The organism is Larkinella terrae (assembly GCF_009668025.1).
GTDB lineage: Bacteria > Bacteroidota > Bacteroidia > Cytophagales > Spirosomataceae > Larkinella > Larkinella terrae.
In genome coordinates, this window is sequence record NZ_WJXZ01000014.1 from 1,644,766 (window position 1) to 1,666,962 (window position 22,197).

Below are 22,197 nucleotides of genomic sequence, written 5' to 3' on the forward strand. Positions count from 1 at the left end.
ACAGATGGATAAACACGGCAAACCACCGCCAAAATCAGGCCAACAGTTAGTGCTATGTTTCGGAGAAGACCCATTTTTTCTGTCTTTTGTTGGTACAAATGAAGCCTGTCCAGATTTAAAGCGAATGAAATTATTGTTAAAAGGGGGTTAAAATACCCTGACAGCGGTCCCAGGCCCTGTCAGCGGTACTTTAACCCCCTTTTAAATTGAGAGGTTTTTGATAAGAAATTGGCTTATTGGAGATCGGCTGGCGGTTTTAATAGTGAATTAATGAAATCTTAAAACTGAATTTTAAAGGTCGAAACTCTTAACCGCTGTCAGGGTCTTCGACCGCTGACAGGGTTAGCGGAATTTTAGGGTCGTGCCGATGCGGAAACCGAGCTTCTGGTATTGCCAATCCTGCCACTTCGAAATTACTTCGACCCGGAAGAACGGAAAAATACCGGGAATCAGGCCGTCGAGGGCGTAACCGACTTCGGTGTAGTTTTTGGAATTGGGCGTGCCGAGGTAATGCACAAACAGGTTTTCCTTTAAACCGGTCAACCGCACCACTGTGAGTTGGGTGATCAGAAACTTGCGGTATTCCATCAGCACGTGCCCTTCGACAAACCGCTTGCCGGTGCTGTACTGGTAATACGGCAACATGCGGAAAATGGAGGTCGGGTCGCCCTGTTGCAGGAAAAACTCGTTGCCCTGAAAATGCTTGAAGTCCGGGAAAAACACGGCTTTGTTGTTCAGAAAACCGCCCGCCGACACGTTGTAACTCAACCGGCTCCGAATACCGGTTTCGAACGAATGGCTCAAACCGGCCTGCAAAAAGTCGTAATCGACGTCGCTGATGTCGGACTCGCCGGAATGAAGCGGAATGCCTTTGCGGTAATTCAGCGTCAGTTCGGGGCTGTTGTTGCGGCTGGCCACCCGCCGACCGTTGCGAATCCGATAACGTGTTGCCGCCAGTTTTCCCGACAGCGACAAATTGAAAATCAGCGCCTGATTGACCGGAAAACCGGCCGATCCTTCCGCGTTCGCCGGGCGGTTGGGCGTGTAGCTGAACTGGTTCCAGTCAATCCACGGTTTCAGGTTCTCTTTGTAATTCGCCAGTTCGGTTCGTTCAGCGTACTCCAGGCTGCTGTTAAGGCTGATGCGGTTTTGGAACGGCCGCGCGGCTACATTCAGGCGCAGAAAGTCGCGCTGGTAAAACTTCGCGTAATTCTTCTCAAACACCAGCGAAGTAATCGAATTCAGGAACGGACTGATCGGTTCGTTCGGGTTCAACTGATTGACCCAGCGCCCGCCCGTCAGGCTGACGTTCGTGCTTTTGTAATTGTAACCCACAAAACCCGTTCCGATAAACCGCTTCATGCCAAACTCGTAGCGCCCGGCTCCGCCGATGGTTAAATCCGGCGTGGGTTTGTAGACTTCCCGTCGTCGGGTCGAATCCCGTTGCGGTTTTCGGAGAAAATACCGCAGCCGCAGCCCCAGATCGAAGGTGTAGCCTTCCACGGTGTTGTAATAAATTTTCTGGAGCGGGCTATCCCAGGTCAGCGCCGTTCGCTTGCTGAAATTCCAGGTATTTCCCGAAATCAATTGACCCGGTTTGAACGTCTTGCTGTTCCGGTTTTTCTTCGTCGAATCGCGGACGGCTTTGGTACTGTCTTTTTCAACTTCAATTTTCTGGACAATTTTCAGGCTGTCGCGCTTGACGTAACTTTTCAGTTCGGCCGTGGTCAGCGGAACCGCCCGCAGTGAATCCCAGAACGCGTTGCTGCGTTTGCCCGCCAGCGAATCGACGATGGTGGAGTCGTTCCGCGACACCTCGACCTCTTCTTTCCGTTCTTTCTTGGCCTTGTATTCCTGTTTTTCGTACTCTTTCAGCAGTTTCTTGAAGTCTTTGGTCGAATATTCCTTCTGTTTGGCAATTTTATCTTCCAGTTTCTGGCCTTTAATGTCCTTATTGGAAAGCGAAACCGCCGGTTTGTCGAATTTTTCGTCCACAATCTTTACCTCTTCGACAAATGCCGGATTGACTTGCAGACTCTTAAACGATTGATTGATAATAAACTGGGCGTTTCCGGCGGCTCCCATAATCTTGCCTTCCAGGTTATAGCGTTGATTAACCGGCAGCCAGACGTTCTGCACCGGGCTGTAAACCTGGCGGATTTTGATGTCGAAGCCGAGCGGGTTGCGGGTTTCCAGTTGCAGACTATGAATGGCCCAACTGTTTTCGATGATAAATAGATAGCCCCGAAAAACTCCCTCGCCGTAGGCCCGCGGCACTACCTGAATTTTGCTCACGTCGATTCCGCGCTCGCTGAAGGTTCCCTGGTATACAAATTTGTAATAGGCGAAGGCTTTCGGCGACAGTGGCGAAACGGCGTTGTTGACCTCCGGGCGGTAGAAACTCGTCAGAAAATAATCGCTCACCGACAGGTTATCGCCCATCGAGTTGCGGGTGCCGATCAGGTGGTAGCGGTAGGTGTTGGGTTGCTTGAACGTCACTTCCGAAACCGACTCGTACAGCATCGGAACGCCAATCTTAAAACCGTCTTTTTCGGCTTCTTTCAACTGTTTCCGGTACATGAACTGCATCGGCAGGTCGGTTACGGTAAACGTCGTCTTGGTGTAGGCGCGGGCCGTAAAACTCAGCACCTGAAGCTCGTGGTATTTCGCTTTGGCAATGGCCCGGCGCATAATGCTGTAGGCCGGATCTTCCTTGCCCTCACGCGCCTGAACTTCCTGCAACCGAAACGCCTGTTCCTCCATCGTAACGTCGATCGTTTGCCAGTCGCTGCCGATTTCAACGGCTTTTTCCTGCGCCTGAAAACCCAGGTACTGGAAAACGATGCTGTATTTTCCCGGTTTCAGCGCCACTTCGTAACGACCTTCCGCATTCGTTATGGCTCCGTTCGACGTTCCTTTCACGACAATAGCCGCGTAGGGCAGAACCTCTCCTTTGGCGGTTTTGATTGTTCCCCGGATACCCTGGGCAGCTATAAATGGCGAAATAAAGAGGACGAAGAGGATAGTAAGAAAGTATTTCATACGCTCAGGTTAGCATTCGTAATGGAAAATAACTCTTCCGGACCATTGATGCAATAAAGAAGTAACGGACGGATCGTTCGATTCCGGTATGATATGCGGCCGGTTTTTGTCGGCAAGATGTCGAAAGATAGGCTACAGTTGCTCACCGGAGCAGAAAATACGTATTTTTAACAAATTATAACGTTTGCTTTTTCCGATGAACCGACTTCTCCTCCCGTTGTTTCTGGCTCTTTTTTTGACTTCCGGTTTGTTCGCTCAGCCGGTTTCTCCTTCCGCCATTCTGAACGAGCGCGAACGCGCCCGGGTGATCGACGAGATCCTGGAAGACCGATTTAATAATTTCTTGCCACAATTAATGCGCCGGGAAGGGATCGATATGTGGGTGATTATTTCGCGGGAATACAACGAGGACCCGGTTTTGAAAACCATGCTGCCCAGCACCTGGCTCTCGGCGCGTCGCCGTACCATGATAGTCTTTTTTGATCAGGGCGCCGAGAAAGGCGTGGAAAAGCTGGCCATCGCCCGCTACGATGTTGGGAACCTGCTGAAAGGTGCTTGGGACATCGACGTGCGACCGAATCAGTGGGAAGCGCTGGTGAAGATTATCCAGGACCGCAAACCGAAGAAAATCGGGCTTAATTTCTCCAAAAACTACGCACATGCCGACGGCCTGACCTTTACCGAGCACGGCGAATTTCTGGAAAAACTCCCGGCTGACTACCAGAAAAGGCTGGTTTCGGCAGAAAAACTGTCGGTAGGCTGGCTCGAAACCCGAACGGAAAAGGAAATGGCGATTTATCCGCTCATCTGCCGCCTGTCGCACCAGATCATTCAGGAAGGGTTTTCGGAACAGGTCATTCAACCCGGTGTAACGACCACCGACGACGTGGTGTGGTGGTTTCGCCAGCGGATTACTGAACTGGGCCTTGACACCTGGTTTCATCCAACGGTCGACATTCAGCGCGCCGACGCCCAACAATTTGAACACCTCCGGACTTTCTCGAAAAAACCGTCCCTGCAGGTGATCATGCCGGGGGATTTGCTGCACGTCGATTTTGGCATCACGTATTTGCGGCTGAACACCGACCAGCAGCAGCATGTTTACATCCTCCGACCCGGCGAGACCGAAGTGCCCGAGGCCATTCGGAAAGCGTTTCAGCAGGGAAACCGCCTGCAGGACATTCTGACGGAACGGTTTCAGGCCGGAAAAACCGGTAACCAGTTGTTACTCGAAGCGCTGGAGCAGGCAAAAAAAGAGGGCATTATGGGCACCATTTATACGCACCCGATTGGCGTTCACGGTCACGCGGCCGGGCCGACCATCGGGATGTGGGACCAGCAAAAGGGTGTTCCCGGTTCCGGCGATTATCCATTGTTTGCCAATACCGCCTATTCGATTGAACTCAATGCCGCCGTCGAGGTGCCGGAATGGAAGAAAACCGTCCGCATCATGCTCGAAGAAGACGGGTTTTTCGATGGGAAGATCTTTCGGTACGTAGACGGTCGGCAAACCGAAATTTACACCATTCCCCGAAAGTTATCGTATGTAAAATAATTTAGATACGAATATGCGCCTGCCAGTTGCCCTGAATGTTAAAAGAATGAGAACTAATTAGTAAAAAATTAATAAAATTGTTCTTTGCTTAGAAATACTTAGTTTATCAGACTGTTCTATTATACCTTTTTACCGATCTGTGTGACCAGCTTAAGCTATGCACAGAAGTCAATCGGCTCCGATTTTAATGAATGTTTTCCGGCAGCCCAGACAACGGAACGAGCGATTAGGGATGAAAAATAAAAGGCTTCTTGTTAGCCAGGATCGCGGGATCCGTTCCACTGCAGAATGGTCCCGGCCACAATGGGGGCAGCCCTTCGAGGTGGTAAATCGACGGGAAATGGTCATGACGTTAAAGGTCATAGATAATAGAGATAAGGCTTTCATTGCACGTATCGTATTAAGTCACTCAAGATACGCAATACGCAGCTATTTAGGCTACCAAAAGATGGGTATAAATACTAAATTCTTGATTACTTTTTAGAAAATCGTATTTCAATTCAATACCGGGCAATAATTAGCAATAATTTTAACCAATTTGACCAGTTTTTGGGTTAAATATCAGACAGTGATTTAAAAAAATTCTGGATTTTACTTACTTTTTGGAAAGTATAAATTTACTGAATTTGATTCTATGGTCATTTTATCGATTGAAAAAATGGAATGAAAAACCTGATTTGGGAGGAGAAAAGCAGTGCCGGAATGAAGAGGAATTAATGCAGAAAAGTGAGTTGGGGCAGGTGGCACATGAGTCCGCCCGGCAAGTCTAAGCCGTTCGCTGTTCAACGGCACAAAAAAAGAGTTACAAGCCGAAGCTCATAACTCTTAGCTCAAATTCCTAACTCCTTACGCCAGGCGATTGATGCAATTTAAGTCTTCAAAAGCCACTTTCAGACGGCTCACCAGACTTTCTTCGCCTTTGCGCAACCAGACGCGCGGGTCGTAGTATTTTTTGTTCGGCGCATCGGCACCGGTCGGATTGCCCAACTGCCCCTGCAGATAGTCGCGGTTAGCTTCGTAGTAATTTCTAACACCGTCCCAGGTCGCCCACTGAATATCGGTATCGATGTTCATTTTGATGGCACCGTAGTGAATGGCCTCCCGGATTTCGTCCCGGCTAGACCCTGAACCGCCGTGGAAAACAAAGTTGACCGGCAGCGGACCCGTGCCGAATTTCTGCTGAATGTAGTCCTGCGAATTTTTCAGAATGATCGGCGACAGTTTCACGTTCCCGGGTTTGTAAACTCCGTGGACGTTGCCAAAAGCGGCCGCAATTGTGAAATTTGGTGATATTTTCGACAATTCTTCGTAAGCAAACGCCACTTCCGAAGGCTGCGTATAGAGTTTCGAATCGTCGACGTCCGAGTTATCGACACCATCTTCTTCGCCACCTGTAACTCCCAGTTCAATCTCCAGTGTCATGCCGATTTTCGCCATCCGCTCGAAGTATTTGGCGCAAATTTCGATGTTTTCTTCAATCGGTTCCTCCGACAGATCGAGCATGTGCGAGCTGTACAGCGGTTTTCCGGTTTGGTCGAAATGTTTCTCGCCCGCTTCCAGCAGCCCGTCAATCCAGGGCAGCAGTTTCTTGGCACAGTGGTCGGTATGCAGAATCACCGGAACACCGTACAATTCGGCAATGGCATGAATATGTTTGGCCCCGGAAATCGAACCGGCAATTGCGGCTTGCTGGTTGGCGTTCGACAGGGTTTTGCCCGCGTAGAAAATAGCACCACCATTCGAGAACTGAATGATTACCGGCGAGTTAACGGCTTTCGCCGTCTCCAAAACGGCGTTGACGGAGTTGGTACCGACAACATTGACCGCCGGAAGCGCATAGTCATTTTCGTTGGCGTGACGGAATATTTCGGAGACGCCTTCGCCGGTTACGACGCCGGGCTTAAATCGGGTTGCTACTTCGCTCATAGTCAGTAGGGAATAAAAAAAATAGATAGCTTAAAGAAAAAATAGGCTGATTCCTAGACGGTTACCTGTTTCCAGAATCAGCCTGCAAAGTACGATTTATTTTCTAAAGTTATTTCGCGGAGATGAGCGGAGAAGTAGAGAGTTAAGCGGAGGTTATATTCTTTTTCGCTGCTAACCGCTGATTTTCTCTGCTTAACTCCGCGAAACAAAAGTATCTTTGAGTTCAGCCCGAACCTGTATAAAATGAAAGTTAAAAACCGCCTTTTTGTCTTTCTTTTCTTGCTTCCCATTGGAATAGCTAACCTGAACGCCCAGCCCGGAAATACCGATTGCTCCTGCCAGCAACTGGCCAGACAGGCGTTTCCCAACGCGACCATTACCACCGCCGAATGTGTGGCCGCCGGAACGTTCACGATGCCGGGAAGTGGTGTTTCTGTCCCCGACCTTCCCGCGTTTTGCTGGGTTGCCGCGACCTTAAAACCAACTGCCGAATCGAACATCCGGATTGAAGTCTGGCTGCCTCAATCGAACTGGAATGGGCGGTTTTTAGGAACCGGAACGGGCGGTGGCGCGGGAAGCATCAATTACGGTGCCCTGATCAATGGCCTGAAACGCGGCTTTGCCACAACAAATACGGACATGGGAACCTCTCCGAATGCCAGCGAGGCCGTTGGCCACCCCGACCGCTGGACGGATTTTGGTCACCGGGCGACGCACGAAATGACAAAAACCGCTAAAGCCATCACGCAGGCCTATTACCAGAAACCGGCCCAGCGTGCGTATTTTTCCGGTTGCTCGACCGGCGGCCAACAGGCATTGATGGAAGCGCAGCGGTATCCGGATGATTACGACGGGATTCTGGTGGGCGCTCCGGCGAATAACCGCACGCATCTGCACACTGGTTTTGTCTGGAATTATAAGGTTACCAACGAAATACCAGGAAGTGCTTTTCTGCCGAAAGAAAAGATCGCCTTGATTACCAATGCCGTTGTAAAAGCCTGCGCCGGAAAAGACGGCGGGGCACCCGGCGATAACTTCCTGACCGACCCGAGGGCCTGCCGGTTTGACCCGGAAACCTTGCCCAAATGCCCCAACGGTACCGACGATGGAACCTGTCTGACGGCGGCCCAATTGGCGGCTTTGAAAAAGGTCATCACCGGGCCGATCAATCCCCGAACGGGCGAACGGATTTATACGCCTTTGCCCATCGGAAGCGAGAATTCGTCGGCCGGTCTGGAATACCAGCAAAACCCCAAACAGGCCCCCAACTCGCTTTTTTACCAGTATCTGTGGGTATTCGGACCTAAATTTGATTACAAAACGTTCGACTTCGACCGCGATCAGGACAGGATGGATTCCGTTCTGGCCCCGATTCTGAATGCGAATAATCCGGATTTGGAGCCGCTCAAAAAACGGGGCGGAAAAATCCTGATGTACACCGGAACGGCGGACCCGCTTGTGCCGTATCAGGATGCAGTCAGCTATTATGAGCGCGTGGTGGAAGCGCAGGGAGGGGCGAAGCGCACCGCCGATTTTTTCCGGTTTTACCTGATCCCCGGCATGGCGCACTGTGGGGGAGGACCGGGTTTGAACGACTGCGGTCAGAGTCTGGCGCTCAGCGTCCCGCAGGACAGCGAGCACGATGTCATGACGGCCCTGATCAACTGGGTGGAGAAAGGCAACGCACCCGACAAACTCATTGCAACGGCTTATTCGGGCGGGGTTGCCGCGAATGGTATCCGGTTTCAGCGGCCAATTTACCCATTCCCCAAATTGCCCAAATACAACGGCGGAGATCCCAAGTCCCCTGACAGTTACAAGGGCGTCGCTTATCCCAAACGAGCGGTTTTGAGACCGGCTGCGAAATATTTGAGATGAGGATAGTAATTATTTCGCGGAGTTAAGCAGAGATAAAATGAGTTCAGCGGAGAATAAAATAAAACTCTGCTGAACTCATTTTATCTCTGCTCAACTCTGCGAGACAATCCTTCAAAATTTACTTCCGGTAATCCAGCGCCGGTTTTCGGTTTCCAAGCAGAGCTTCGTATTTGAAGTCGGCACCCCGGGCCTGTTGCCAGTCGGCTTTGGCTTTTTGGATGAGCGCCGGGTCTTTGAAGAGGTCAATGGCGGTCAGAGCCAGTGACTTGGCCGCAACCATCATGCCTTTGACGCCAATGCTCGTGCCGCTGGCCGCGACGGCCTGCCAGCTGTGAGCCGCCGTTCCCGGCACCCAGGTGGCTGCCGACAAACCGACCGTCGGAACCACCCAACTGACGTCGCCCACGTCGGTGGAGGCACTGCCCAACAGGTCGTTATTCGAAAAGGGCGAAACCGTGGCGGCTTCTCCCGGTTTCCGAATCGAGCCAAAAGATGTCCCGAAGGATTCCCCCAGTTTCTCGGCAAATCTGGTTTCTTCCGGCGAATAGGCCACTCCACCGACCAGACTCAGGTTTTTGTGCATCAATTTGGAAAGCGATTCCACCGGCAGCAGGTTATAAACCCCGCCAATGATTTCGTATTCCATTTTCGTTTCCGTACCCAACCCGGCTCCTTCGGCGGCTTTCACCATCCGCTTCCAGACATCCTGCAAAATCGTGCGATTTTTGTGACGAACGTAATAATAGACCTCTGCAAAATCGGGCACGACGTTTGGCGCTTCTCCGCCTTTCGTGATCACGTAATGAATCCGCGTGTCCGACGGAATGTGTTCGCGCATCATGTTGATCATGTAATTCATCGACTCCACGCCGTCGAGCGCCGATCGGCCCCGCTCCGGCGAAGCTGCTGCGTGGGCGGCAATGCCCCGAAACCGGAATTTAGCAGTAATATTGGCTAAAGATGTCGACGGATCAGCCCCGTTCCGGTCGGCGGGGTGCCAGTGTAAAACCACATCGGTGTTGTTGAACATTCCTTCCCGCACCATGTACACCTTTCCCGAACCGCCTTCCTCGGCCGGTGTTCCGTACAGTTGAATTGTGCCGGTTTTGCCGGTTTTCTGCAACCAGTTTTTCACCGCAACGGCCGATGCCACCGAACCCGGGCCGAACAGATTATGCCCGCAGGCGTGTCCGGATTTTTTCGAGTCGATCGGTTTGCGTTCGGGCGTGGCATCCTGTGTAATTCCCGGCAGCGCGTCGTATTCGGCCAGAATGCCGATGACCGGTTTTCCGCTCCCAAACGTTGCCACGAAAGCCGTCGGAATGCCCGCGACGCCGGCTTTGATCGTAAAACCTTCTTTCGTCAGTTCCTGCTGCAACAGGGCCGAACTCTTTTCTTCCTGGTAACCCACCTCGGCCCAGTCCCAGATTTGTTTGGAAAGCGTGCCGTAATGAGCCGATTTGTTATCCAGGCCCGCCATGACTTCCCGTTGTTCCTTCGTCGGTGTCGATTGCGCCTGAAGCTGCGTCGCGAACAGGCTCAGGGCGAGAATCCCAAGTTGATGAAAAGTAATTTTTCGCATAAGCCAAGTTTAAAAACCGGTGTAGTCGCCGTACTGCTAGGAACCGGCACAAAGATGCATATTGATGGAGATAATTTACTAAGATTAAAGTTGATACAGGATTTATTTGAAGAGTACGCCAAACAGGCGAACCATTGTGGTTGTTGTATTCTGGACGGAGAAGTGAACGGTTGGTTAAAATGAGTTTAAGGTTTATGGTCTATAGTTTTTAGTTCAATCTGCACAATTATAGTTGGTTGAGTTCAACCATAGACGATAAACTAAAAACCATTAACTATTTAAATAGATTTTCAGGCAGTACTAAATGGATGAATTGTGGAAAGTCAGTTGAAGAAATTGATGCAAACTTTTCCCCGCGCGGGCCGGTTGGAATGGATTGGTATTCGGCCCGTTCGGAACGAACCGCTGGAAATTGTGGCGCAGGTGGCGGTTTCGGAAAAAGAAGGATTGGTGGGCGACCACTACAGCGGTCGCAGCGGTAATCGGCACGTCACGCTGATCCAGGCCGAGCACCTGCCCGCCGTGGCCGCCATGACTGGTCGGGAAACCGTCGACCCGGTTTTGTTACGAAGAAATCTCATCGTTTCCGGTCTGAATCTGCTGGCGCTGAAAGACCACCAGATTCAGATCGGGGATGCGGTTATTCTGGAAATTACCGGCCTTTGTCATCCCTGTACACGCATGGAAATCAACCTCGGACCGGGTGGCTACAACGCCATGCGCGGCCACGGCGGCCTGACGGCGCGGGTGATCCGGGGAGGAACGATTCGATTGGGAGATGCCGTAACGGTTTTACCCGCTTCCTAAACGGATACCGAGCGGTTTGCTAATTCCTGAAAACGGTCGGGCGATAGTTCGGTGAAATCGCCAATCACTTCGTCGGCTCCGGCGCTGATCAGTTCCTTCGCCGAATCCGTGGTAGTCAACCCAATTACGTAAGCGCCAGCCGCTTTGGCGGCCCGTATGCCCGTGGTCGAATCTTCAAAAATCACGCTTTCATTGGGTTCAACACTCAGCAGTTGCATCCCTTTCTGGTAAATTTCCGGGTTGGGTTTGGGATGAGAAACCTTGCTTTCGTCGAGCAAAACATCGAAATACGCGCGCAGATTCAGGGTATCCATCACGAAATCGAGGTTTTCGACCGGCGCGGAGGTGGCAACTGCCGTCCGAATTCCGGAGTTTCGGAGCAGTTGGAGAAAACCGGCCAGACCCGCAACCGGCTGGATGTCCGGCAAATATAGCTCCCGAAATAGTGCTTCTTTTTCGGCGGCCAGTTGCCGGGCTTCGGTCAACGAAAGACTGCGGTCCGGGAACAGGTGACTTAGAATATCATTGTTGTGTTTTCCGGAAACATATTGCACAAAATCGGCGTCGGTGAGCGGTTTTCCGTATCGTTCGAAATACGAACGCCAGGCCAGGCGGTGGTGCGGATTGGTATCGACAATCACGCCATCCATGTCAAAGAGTACTGCTTTCATGTTGTAATTGAGTGAATGGGCGAATGAATGCCAGGGTTGCCCGCCTGGTGAGTGAATTGTTGCCGTAGAACACAATTCGGATTCCCTCATTCATTGCCTGGTATAATTAAATCGTGATTTCGATGCGGTTTTGTTCCGGATCGAGAACGACACTTTCGTAATAACCGTCGCCGGTGGTTCGCGGGCCGTCGACGACACGAAAACCATCGGTTTTCAGGCGGTTAGTCAGTAAATCGACCTGCCGGTGACTACCAACTGAAACCGCAAAGTGAATCAAACCGGTTCGTTGAACCAGCGGGTCTGTTGAGTCGGTCGGAACGTCGGGCCGGTGCATCAATTCGAGCTGACAACCCTCGCCAAACGAAAGGAAATATGAACTGAACTGCTTGGCGGAATTCTGGTAAATTGCTGACGATGTTGCCCCAAAATACGTCTCGTAGAAGGCCCGAATCCGCTCCAGATCCTGCGTCCAGATAGCCAGGTGTGCAATCATAATTTTATCTTTCTTGAAATTCCGGCGCAAATGAACAGCAGCGCAACCACCAATCCCAGACCGTAATTGAGCCCGTAAGCTTCGGCAACCAGGCCGATGACGGGCGGACCTGCCAAAAAACCGATGAAACTAAAGGTCGCGAAAGTGGCCAGACCCGTTGCCGCCGGAATGCCCGGCACACGGAGGGAAGCCGCGTATAAAATCGGAGCCCCCAGCGAACAGCCCGCGCCCAGCAATGCAAAACCGGTCAGCACAACGATCGAAATGGGAACCGCAATGGCGAGCAGCAACCCGGAGGCCGCCACCAGGCTGCCCAGACTCAGAATCAATTTGGCACCAAACCGGGGAATAATGGCGTCGCCCATAAACCGCCCCAGCGTCATGGCCAGCGAAAAACAGCCGAAACCCAGAGCCGCAATCTGGCTCGAAGCCCCCGCCGATTCGTGGAGGTAAACCGCACTCCAGTCCAGGGCCGCACCTTCGCCCATTGCCACCCCCAAACCGATGATGATCATCAGCAACAGCAGGGTGTTCGGACGTACGAATGCGGCCGAGGATTCGGCGGGTGGTTGTGTCGGAATCGAGGCCAGAATGGGCCGAAGGGCAAAGGTTAAAAGCAACAGGGCAATGGTCATCGCCAGCATGTGAACCGATGGTGAAACGTGCAGCGAGATCAGAATACCGGCCAGCGCGGAGCCAACCATGCCCCCCAGACTCCACATCCCGTGGCACGACGACATGATCTGAATGTTATTGGCCTGCTCGACATCGACCGCGCAGGTATTCATGGCCACGTTCAGCAACGCGGCACTCAACCCAACAAAGAATAGCCCGAGTGCCATCAGGGCAATATTGGGCGCATTTATTGGAAGCAATGTGCTGACACACAGCGTTAAGGCGCTCAGGAAGCAGGTTCGGGCTACCCCAAGTCGGGCCACGATCCAGCCCGAAAATGGGTTCATCAGCAGCAATCCGACGGGCATCGCAAACAACACCATGCCCAGACTGGCGTCGGTCAGGTGAAGCTTACTTTTGACGTACGGAATGTGCGCTACCCAACCGCCGAGCAGCAGACTTTCCGTCGTAAAAACCAGGCCGACGGCTCGTGCCTGCGGGTTCAGAAAGAAGTTTTGCAGACTTCGGGTGAGCGTTGGGGCGGATTGCGGTTTTTCGTCGAGAGATAGATTCATGGCGTGCTGGATAATTCGTTGGCAAAAATAAGGCGGTTTTCTTAGTTGGGTTTTAGTTTAATTACCTTATTTTGGTGCTGTATTGATTTTAATGCTCCAGTAAAGATTAATAAAATGTTAATAGTGCATCTATTTAGGCAAAAACGATGAAACCGCAGTTTGAAAAAATAGAACCGGAATTCGGCAGTTCCTGTAAACTGGTTCACCACATAGAGCCGGATAGTTGCTGGGTGTACTGGCACTATCATCCTGAATACGAGATTGTTTACATTCCGCGCGGCAACGGAAAGCGGCACATCGGGCACCACGTTTCGTCGTATCAGGACGGGGAACTGGTGTTTCTGGGTCCCAATTTGCCGCACCTGAATTTCGGGCATGGCGTGGTGGGCGAGTTTGAAGAAATTGTGGTGCAATTGCGCGAAGATTTTCTCGGCAAGGATTTCCTGCAAAAACCGGAACTGGCCGCCGTTCGGCGGTTATTCGACCGGTCGCACCAGGGCATGTCGTTCTTCGGCGAAACGAAGCAGCGGGTGGGTCGGCAGGTCGCTTCGCTGGTGAAATTGCCGCCGTTTGAACGGATGCTGGCGTTACTGACGATTTTCCAGCAACTGGCGGTTTCGACTGAATACCAACTGCTGAATGCGGAAAGTATTAGTCTGGATCTGAACGGGCGGGAGCAGGACCGGATCAACCGGATTTACGGATTTGTCGAAGCCCATTTCTCACAACCGATTGACATACAGGACGTAGCTTCGCTCGCTAACATGACTGTTCCGGCCTTTTGCCGGTATTTTAAAAAAATGACGCTGATGACCTTCACGGATTTTGTCAACGAATTTCGGATTACGCAGGCCCGAAAACTGCTGGCGGGCGAGCGCAGCATTGGCGATGTTTGTTACGACAGCGGTTTTAACAACCTCTCGCATTTCAACAAGGTGTTCAAGCAGCGAACGGGCCAGACGCCGGGCATGTACCGGCGGGCGTTGACGGTGCAGGGCTAAAAACTGTATCTCATGCCGATTTCCGAGACCATCAAATTCGCTTTGACGTCAAAGCGACGTACGGCGAAGGGCGGGCGATTTTTAAAGATCCCAAAACCGACGACGGCACGAAGAAAAGTGATAAAGTGCTTATTCGACTGGTAAGCGATGAAACCGGTGCGTTGGTGATGGAAATCAGGTGACTCGGGAGAAGGAAAAACCGGTCTGCTTGAGACGGTTTGCATTGGTGGTAAGTTGGTGAAAGAACAGACCTTAAGCGAAATCCGGGCGCGGCTGAAGGAGTAATAACCTGATTACAAAGCTGCCCTTTTTACCTGGATATGGCTCGGCCCAAACTTACAAATAAGGCAAACTGCTGTCCGGGAATTGAAAAAAGCCCGGTCGTATTCGGACCGGGCTTCCTTGTTAATAGGGTTTGTTCGTTCCCTGGATGAGCCACATTTTGGCGTAGTGGTGATCCTTGCTTTGGCCTGCGGGGATATAATTGGTACTTCCCAACCGGCTCACGGCTTCAGTGTAATTCGCAATGTATTTGGGGTCCAGATTGGGTGTTGGGTACATGTAACGGATCGGCAGGGCCGCGCCGAACTGGGCCACCGGACCGGTTTTCAGCGCGGGATAGCCCGTCCGGCGCCAGTCGAACCAGGATTGGACGCTGAACCAGGACGAAATCCATTTCTGCTCTAAAATCCGTTCCTGCTTGTTGGTTGCCCCGGCATAACTGACGCCCGGTTGCGCATAATACGTTTCGAAGTTGAATCCGGTGGCTGCCAGCGCTCCTTCTTTGTCCATCGACGCCTGAACCGCTTTTTTGTAGTGCCCTTCCGCATCCGTCGCGCCGAAAGTCCCCAGCAAAGCCGCTTCGGCAAGAATGAACTCAACCTCGGGATAGTTCATGAAATTCATCGCGACGTAGGGATCGGTATTTTTCCGGTAGCGGTCGTGAATGAACGAAATGTAGGGGTTCTGCTCGTTGGGATACACCGCCACATCATTTCCCTTGTTGTAAACGATGCCCTGCGTAATAGGCAAACCGACCGGCAGACCAACGTAGAGGTTGGTATCGGCACTGGAAGCCACGCTCGGCACATAAACCACCGAATACGTTTCCCCGAACTGGTTCGTGAATGACTTCGTGGTTTCCGTTTTCACGTTGGCATCCCACTTTCTCCGTACCGGATTGGCCCAGCGCTGCAAGCGCGGATCTTTCAGTTGCAGTAACTTGTCGACCAGCGGTTTTGCCGGTTTGGTCAGCCAGTTGAAGGTAGCCGAGGCCAGCGGGCCACCGGGCTGGGCATTGTCGGAGTTGGTACCCAGAAACGCGAGGGTTGCGTCGTCGGCCTTGCTGGTAAATGCACCAGCGGCCGCTTCCTTGAACTCGGTTTCCAGGTTAATGCCCAATGCCGACATTTCCGCCTTTTTATCCGCCAGACGAAGGGCATAGCGCAGCCGTAACGAATTGGCAAACTTCCGCCATTTGGCACCATCTCCCTTATACATCACGTCGGAAGTAGCGCTCACTGCATCCTTGGCCGTCAGGTTCTGAAGCAGCTCGTTTGCTTTTTTCAGATCGGTCATGATGCCCTTGTAGACATCCGCCTGATTATCGTATTTCGGGAAAAATGATCCATCGCTGGCTTTCAGGGCTTCGGAATACGGAATATCGCCGTAGAGGTCGGTCAGCAAACCGTAGATCATGGATTTCATGGTCAGGCCGATGCCCTGGAATAGTTTGTTGTCATCCCGCACGCCGTTGTCGTAAATGATCTGCACGTTCCGCAGGATATCGTAATAACCGCCCCAGGCTTCCTGGGTCCAGGCATACTGGTTCGTCTCGGCGGCCCCTTCGTTCGTTCCGGCCTGCATGTACTGCATGGCAGCCGCAATCTTGGAACTGTTCTTGCCCAAACCGAAGATCAGCTTTCCACTATTGACCAGCGAATAAGTGAGAACGTAGTTGGAAGACACATTTTCGGGACTGTTGGGATTCTTGTTGATTTCCGTAAGGTCCTGACAGGCGGATAGCCACAGACACATCATCGCCAGCAGGGGAATTCGTAATGCTTTTATCGTTTTCATTTTCACTTCCAATTAAAAGTCTACATTCAATTTTGCCCCGAATGAACCCGTGAAAGGCAGAACGTTGTAATATTCCACGCCCTGCGACCAGCCTACACCGTTGGGCCGGAAAGCCCGTTCCGGATCAAGTCCCTTGATGCCCGCGGCCGTCCACATGAAGATGTTGTTGGCGACGAATCCAACCGAGGCATTCTGCAAACGCAACCGGTTGACAAAAGCTTTGGGCAGGCGATAAGTGATCGAAATTTCGCGCACCTTCACGTACGTGGCGCTGTACATGTTCTTTTCGGCAAAGGGGCGATTGGCGTATCGGTAGGCGCTGAAAGGGTCAAGCCATTTGCTGCCGGGACCACCCAGGTTTTCGGTATAAACCGTGTTGCCGCTGGCGTCTTTCGTTACCAGAACGCCCGGATTAAGGCTGGCATCCTGCACCCGCCGGCCCGCTTCCACACTTCCTTCCGGCCAGGCAAAACCGTGGTATTCGGCATTGCGGCCACCGACCCAGCTACCCAGGTATTTGTCCGGATTGGCCTTGATCTGCTCGGCAAGGCTTTTGCTCGGATCGTAGGTTTCGCCGGTCAGGGTTTCTTCCAGCTGACCATTGTTACCCAGGAACATCATCGTGTTGGAGTAGAACGACCCGCCCAGGCGCCAGTCTACGTTCGCGAACAACGTAATGTTTTTATACGTGATCGAGGGTTGAACGCCCATCAGGAACTTGTGGTTGAAGTTCCCGATCTTTTTCAGGTTGTTCACATCGTTGTCGGTCTGATAAAGACCACCGCTGGTGACAATCGGGTAATTATAGTACGGCGAATTGGTGTCCTTCACCCGCAGGATCGGGGCCGCGTAGATGTCTCCGACCTGGCCTCCTTCGTACGTCCGTACCTCGGCGCCGGAGTACGACACGAAGGAGAAGTATTTGATTCCGTCCGCCAGCCGGGTAATGTAGGTACGGTTCCGGGTCAGGGTGAAGTTCATGTCCCAGGTAAAGTTATCCGTTTTGATCGGTGTCGTGTACAGGGCCAGTTCGAAGCCTTTGCTTTCGACCAGTCCGGCGTTGATCTGTTTGGTATTCGCTCCGGATTCAATCGGCGTTACGATCGACAGAACCTGGTTTTTGTTACCGCGCTGATAGAACGTTGCATCCAATCCCAGCCGGTTGTTGAAAAATTTCAGGTCAACACCAATCTCGCTTGAGGTGGCAATTTCCGGTTTCAGGTTCGGGTTGGTGAGCGTTCCGCCCATGTACATGCTCTTGGCTGCGCCCCAGTCGAGGGCGGTTTGGTAAATCCGGCTGTATGAGTACGGCGCAACGTCGTTACCCACCTGCGCGTAACCCGCCCGTAGTTTGGCGAAGCTCACCCACCGGGGCATGGTGAACATTTCCGAAGCGATCAGGCTGAGCGAAGCCGACGGGTAGAAATAGGAGTTATTTCCTTTCGGCAGGGTGCTGGTCCAGTCGTTACGCGCGGTCAGATCGAGATAAACCATGTCTTTGAACCCGATGGAAGCGGATCCGTACACGCCGTACAGTTTCTTGCGGTTCAGCAGGCTGTTGTAGGAAACCGCCCCCGGAGCGCCGTTGGAAATGTTGTAAACGCCGGGCACCACGAGGGCCGTTGCCGACGTCGCCAGACTCCGTCCGTATTGTTCCAGCCGGTTTACACCCGCCAGTGCGTTCAGGCTCCAGTTGTCGCCAAAGCTTTTCTTGTAATTCAGGAGCAGGTCAAGGTTGGTTTCCTTGTTGTAGTTGTTCGAAATCTGGTAAGCCCCGTTCACAGCCTCGAAGTTGTTGTAGGCCTTTTTGGCTTCCTGAATCTCTTCGTACGAGTCGCGCGAGTACCGGCCTGTGATCGAAAACTCCTTCGTGATGTCGTAATCGAGCTGAATCTTGCTCACCACCCGGTCACGCTTAAAACCGGTGGGGTTTTCGTACACGAGGTAGAACGGGTTATTCTGTTTGTCCTTGTATTTCCGCTGGGCGATGCCTTCCTGGCCGGGAAGCCAGTAGTCGCGCAGGTCGTTGATGTTTACCTGAGCACCGGTTTCGTACACACTCCGAACGACGTCATTGCGGCTCTGGTCGATAATCGGCCGGTTATTGGAACCCGATTCGGTGATGTTCATATTCACCGAAGCCCGCAGCTTGTCCGTCAGGTTGTAGGTGGTGTTCAGGGCGAGCGTCAGGCGGTACAGATCCGTGTTTGGGATGATTCCGGTATTCTTCATATTCCCGAGCGACAGCCGGATATTCCCCTTATCGTAGTTCCCGTTGACCGAAACGTTGTTCGTATTGGTAATCCCGGTCTGGAAAAAATCCTTGAAACGGTTGGGATAGGAGACCAGCGGCACTTTTTGGCCATTGCTGTTCCACAATACCCACTGCTCGCCTTTGTCGAGTGCCGCGCCCCAGCTTTCGTTTTCCGGTTCTTCCAGAATGTGCGCACCGGTTTTTCCCGATCCGAATTTGTTCTGAACCGCTACGTACTGCAGCGGTACGTCAGCTACCACGGCTGTATTCAGGGATACCCCAATTCCTTTTTTCCCTCCCGCACCGGATTTGGTCGTGATCAGCACCACCCCGTTACCGGCTCGTGAACCATACAGGGCTGCGGCACTGGGTCCTTTCAGAATGGATACGTTGGCGATGTCGTTCGGGTTGATGTCGGAAATGGGGTTTCCCATGTCGGCACCCGCAAAACCGTTGGAGAGTTTGTTGGCGACTGGTACACCATCGATGACAAACAATGGCTGGTTGTCGCCGTTCAGGGAGTTGGCCCCGCGGATGATCATGCTCACCGACGACCCAACGCCCCCGCCCAACTGCGAAATCTGAACACCGGCCACCTTGCCAGCCATCGCGTTCAACACATTGTTCTGCGGAGTTTGGGTCACGGACGTGCCTTCAATCGTGCCTACGGAGTAGCCCAGCGATCGTTTATCGCGCTTGATCCCAAGAGCAGTTACAACGGCTTCCTGCAGGGTATTCACGCTTTCTGTCATCACCACGTCGATCACACTGCGGTTGTTGACCGGAATTTCCTGCGTCTGAAAACCGATGTAGGAAAAGATCAACACGGCGCCCTCGCCGGTGACGTCGAGAGAAAACTTACCCGTCGCATCGGTGGTCGTTCCCGACTGGGACCCTTTCAGAATGACGTTCACGCCGGGAATTCCCGCCTTGTCGGTGTTGGACGTCACCACCCCGGTTACGGTTTTTGCCGGAGCCGTGCGCGTTTCAGCCACCGCGATGTCCATCGCTCCCGATGCCTTAAGGGTGGAAGTGCTCTTTTTGAAGAGCAGAATTTGTTTTCCTTTCACCTCAAACGACGTCTGTAACGGACTCAGCAGTTTGATCAGCACATCGCTTAACCGCTCGTTGCGGGCGGATACGTTTACTTCCAGCGACGACTGAATTTCGCTGGGGTTGTAAATGAACCGGGCGTCCGACCGGGTTTCGAGCGCTGAGAGCACTTTTTTCAGGGTCATGCCCTCCATTTGAAGGCTTATTCTTTTTTCAAGGATTTCCTGCCCGCGCGCGTCGGCACCGGCAAAAGAAAGGCTGGAAAAGACGAGGGCGATACAGAGCTGGAGTATCGATAGTTTCATAAAAGTGCGCCAAAGAGTTTTGAAACGCTGATTTGGGTTCATATTTTCAGTGATTTTACAACCCCTACTGCCTGGGAAACTGTGTTTACCGGGGCCGGGGGCTATTCAACGAAAGAGGTTAAAGGAATTTAGGATTCAGGATGGTTGCGAAACCATTCGTTTTTTGTAGATCAGGTTTTGTTCATAAAGTAGGGTTTCGTGAATGGTTTGATTCTTCTGCGGGTAATTGTTGATCAGTTTCAATGATCACTTTCCCGTCTTCAATGTGATAAGTGCCTTTGATAATGCGACAGATAAGATCCAGTTCGTCATGCAGGCTCATTTCGGAAAATGTTGCGGTCAGCAGGTAGCCGTCCACCGTTGCAGGTTCGTAGACGATGTCGATCCCGTATTCCTTTTCAAGAGCCGAAAAAACGTCCGTAACGGGTGTTTCGTCAAACGAAAACCGGGGTGCCTGATAGCGGTCAGCGAGTCCCTGAACCCTTGATTTTGTAAACCGCCCCTTATTCTGACTGAACGTAACCTGTTCGTTGGGCAACAAAACCAGCTCTGCGGCCTCCGGCCGGATTGCCATCTGGTCCGTTTTTTCCAGGTCTTTTTTCGCGAATACAGCAACCTTGCCCGTGAGCACGCTCACCGAAGCCTGTTTTTCGCGCTCGTAGGCAACTACCCGAAACGAAGTTCCCAATACTCTGGTAACCAATTGGTTCGAGTAAACAAAGAAAGGGTGCGCCGGATCTTTCACGACGTCAAAAAAGGCATCGCCGTCGAGGTAAACGACCCGGTTTGCTGCATTTTCCAGGGCCGAACTAAACGAAAGCCGACTGCCCGGCTGCAGGATTACGGTGCTCTTGTCCTCCAGCAAAACCGTCATCGGCCGATCCGTGTCATTCCGCCGTTCCACCCGGATTTCCGACGGGGCTGAGGTGGTGGCGACGGCATTCAAAGCCGCTCGTTCGGGAAACCGGAACACCAGCCAGCCCAGTCCGGCCACCACCAGGACGGCGGCCGCCACCCGCGCCCACACCAGGTACATGGGCCGACCAATCGGCTGGCTCGTTTCCGGTTCACTATTGAGCTTGCCCAGCGTGCCTTCCACGATCTCATCGAGTTCAACATCGGAAACCGTCTGTCTTTTTTCGGCCATTGCCAGCAAAAGCGCCCTGGCTTCCTGAACCACTTCCGACCGGTCCGGATTTTCGGCCAGCCAGTGTTGCCAGAACGTTTCCGCCTGGGTGTCGTCGGTCAGAACCCACGCCCGGAACGGAGCATCGGTCAGAAAATCTTCGATGGTGTATTTGCGATAGTCGGTCATAGCAATGCGCTTCAATGATGAGATGCAGGGAATGCGTCTCACATACCAGATTTTTGTATTATTTTTTTAAAATTTATGAAAAGAGCCCTTTCTAGCTCAGAAATAGGCCTAGAATGGCGAGGAGGCTGATGGCAACCGTTTTCATACGGTCCCGGAGATTCATGAAAGCCAGTTGGATCAGGTTCGAAACCGTTTGGGGAGAAATGGTCATGACCTGCGCTATTTCTTCCCGGCTGAGTTCCTGATAATATTTTAGATAGATCACCTCCCGCTGGCGTTTGGGGAGGAGGTTGAGCAGATATCCCATTTTTTGGGTTCGTTCGGCCAGACTTTCTTCTTCAATGAGCCACCACTCCGGGGAAAATTCGACGTGAACACTGCTGTCCCCGCCGTCTGCGCTTTCGTGGGGGGAAAAAAGCGGGAGCTTGTTAACTTCCCGGTAAATCTTGCGTCGGAGCGACGAAAAGAGGTAGGCTTTGACGTTGTCGGGGCTGGACAGGGTGAGTTTCCGGTTCCAGATTTCGATGAACAATTCCTGGATACAGTCCTTGAGAAATTCTTCATCCCGGATAAATTTCTGGCCGTAATTCAGCAAAGACCGGTAGTGAAGCCGCATGAGCGATCCAAGTGCCTGCTCATTGCCAAGCACAAGATCTTTCCAGAGTTGAGAATCTCGCAATCTGTTGGTCTCAGGCAGATTGGGCATGTTACTAAGTTAGCTGAAAGGGTAGGATGAGTCGTTATCGATTCGCTTTCTTCTTTTGTCTGAGTATATGTACTCCTAATTTAGAAAAAGGACTAGTGAAAATGGCACTTAAGCCACAATTTAATAGTAAGAAAATGTGAACTTCGCCGTGGGCCGCCAGAGCGAACGGTTTCGATTGATTTTTCCGATCAAAAACCGGTATGAATTCGCGGATGCCTGACCAGGCGAATCGGGTCTGTACTCGATAACTACCCGTGAAGTGAATCCTTCGCAGAACAGGCACCTCACTTTTGTTAGTTTAAATATGACAAAATAATATATTTGGCTGGTTAAAATTTCG

General features: G+C 52.1%; 15 protein-coding genes. 4 read left to right on the forward strand and 11 right to left on the reverse strand.

Annotated elements, in window-relative coordinates; translation table 11 throughout:
- Nucleotides 1-342: 342 nt before the first annotated feature.
- The gene (locus GJJ30_RS28445) at nt 343-3,042 is read right to left on the reverse strand and encodes a DUF5686 and carboxypeptidase regulatory-like domain-containing protein (RefSeq protein WP_154178544.1); all 2,700 of its coding nucleotides are present in this window, start codon (nt 3,040-3,042) and stop codon (nt 343-345) included.
- A 196-nt stretch (nt 3,043-3,238) separates the two neighbouring features.
- On the opposite strand from GJJ30_RS28445, the gene GJJ30_RS28450 reads away from it, so the two are divergent.
- Nucleotides 3,239-4,597 (forward strand): M24 family metallopeptidase, encoded by a 1,359-nt coding sequence (locus GJJ30_RS28450; RefSeq protein WP_154178545.1) that lies wholly within the window; start codon nt 3,239-3,241, stop codon nt 4,595-4,597.
- A gap of 846 nt (nt 4,598-5,443) precedes the next feature.
- On the opposite strand, the gene fbaA is transcribed toward GJJ30_RS28450, so the two are convergent.
- Entirely contained in the window at nt 5,444-6,523 is a 1,080-nt protein-coding gene (fbaA, locus tag GJJ30_RS28455) for a class II fructose-bisphosphate aldolase (RefSeq protein ID WP_154178546.1), read from the reverse strand.
- 243 nt (nt 6,524-6,766) lie between these two features.
- On the opposite strand from fbaA, the gene GJJ30_RS28460 reads away from it, so the two are divergent.
- A complete protein-coding gene (locus GJJ30_RS28460; RefSeq protein ID WP_154178547.1) occupies nt 6,767-8,401 on the forward strand; it encodes a tannase/feruloyl esterase family alpha/beta hydrolase in 1,635 nt (544 codons plus the stop codon).
- A 118-nt stretch (nt 8,402-8,519) separates the two neighbouring features.
- On the opposite strand, the gene GJJ30_RS28465 is transcribed toward GJJ30_RS28460, so the two are convergent.
- A complete protein-coding gene (locus GJJ30_RS28465) occupies nt 8,520-9,983 on the reverse strand; it encodes an amidohydrolase (RefSeq protein WP_154178548.1) in 1,464 nt (487 codons plus the stop codon).
- A 339-nt stretch (nt 9,984-10,322) separates the two neighbouring features.
- Here GJJ30_RS28465 and GJJ30_RS28470 point away from each other — a divergent pair, with 339 nt between their 5' ends.
- Complete coding sequence (locus GJJ30_RS28470) at nt 10,323-10,790, forward strand: MOSC domain-containing protein (RefSeq protein WP_154178549.1); 468 nt, start codon at nt 10,323-10,325, stop codon at nt 10,788-10,790.
- Here GJJ30_RS28470 and GJJ30_RS28475 read toward each other — a convergent pair.
- The 3 genes from GJJ30_RS28475 to GJJ30_RS28485 form a co-directional block, all read right to left on the reverse strand.
- Nucleotides 10,787-11,461 carry an HAD family hydrolase gene (locus GJJ30_RS28475; RefSeq protein WP_154178550.1) on the reverse strand — a complete coding sequence of 225 codons (675 nt, stop codon included), beginning with the start codon at nt 11,459-11,461 and terminating at the stop codon, nt 10,787-10,789. The genes GJJ30_RS28470 and GJJ30_RS28475 overlap by 4 nt on opposite strands.
- Before the next feature lie 106 nt (nt 11,462-11,567).
- Nucleotides 11,568-11,954, reverse strand: a complete 387-nt coding sequence (locus tag GJJ30_RS28480) for a VOC family protein (RefSeq protein WP_154178551.1) — start codon at nt 11,952-11,954, stop codon at nt 11,568-11,570.
- Complete coding sequence (locus GJJ30_RS28485; RefSeq protein WP_154178552.1) at nt 11,951-13,144, reverse strand: MFS transporter; 1,194 nt, start codon at nt 13,142-13,144, stop codon at nt 11,951-11,953. Before GJJ30_RS28485 ends, GJJ30_RS28480 begins: the two co-directional genes overlap by 4 nt.
- 146 nt (nt 13,145-13,290) lie before the next feature.
- Between GJJ30_RS28485 and GJJ30_RS28490 the strand changes: the two genes are divergently transcribed.
- Nucleotides 13,291-14,145 (forward strand): helix-turn-helix domain-containing protein, encoded by an 855-nt coding sequence (locus GJJ30_RS28490; RefSeq protein WP_154178553.1) that lies wholly within the window; start codon nt 13,291-13,293, stop codon nt 14,143-14,145.
- Here the strand turns inward: GJJ30_RS28490 and GJJ30_RS28495 are convergent.
- From GJJ30_RS28495 to GJJ30_RS28515, 5 genes are all read right to left on the reverse strand, one after another.
- The gene (locus GJJ30_RS28495) at nt 14,142-14,369 is read right to left on the reverse strand and encodes a hypothetical protein (protein ID WP_154178554.1); all 228 of its coding nucleotides are present in this window, start codon (nt 14,367-14,369) and stop codon (nt 14,142-14,144) included. The genes GJJ30_RS28490 and GJJ30_RS28495 overlap by 4 nt on opposite strands.
- Before the next feature lie 181 nt (nt 14,370-14,550).
- On the reverse strand, nt 14,551-16,224 hold the full coding sequence (locus GJJ30_RS28500; RefSeq protein ID WP_154178555.1) for a SusD/RagB family nutrient-binding outer membrane lipoprotein: 1,674 nt from the start codon (nt 16,222-16,224) through the stop codon (nt 14,551-14,553).
- 12 nt (nt 16,225-16,236) lie between these two features.
- A complete protein-coding gene (locus GJJ30_RS28505; protein WP_170299294.1) occupies nt 16,237-19,836 on the reverse strand; it encodes a SusC/RagA family TonB-linked outer membrane protein in 3,600 nt (1,199 codons plus the stop codon).
- Between the two features lie 181 nt (nt 19,837-20,017).
- On the reverse strand, nt 20,018-21,151 hold the full coding sequence (locus GJJ30_RS28510) for a FecR family protein (protein ID WP_154178557.1): 1,134 nt from the start codon (nt 21,149-21,151) through the stop codon (nt 20,018-20,020).
- A gap of 91 nt (nt 21,152-21,242) precedes the next feature.
- Nucleotides 21,243-21,830, reverse strand: coding sequence for an RNA polymerase sigma factor (locus GJJ30_RS28515; RefSeq protein WP_229313474.1), 588 nt, complete (start codon nt 21,828-21,830; stop codon nt 21,243-21,245).
- Nucleotides 21,831-22,197: the final 367 nt, after the last annotated feature.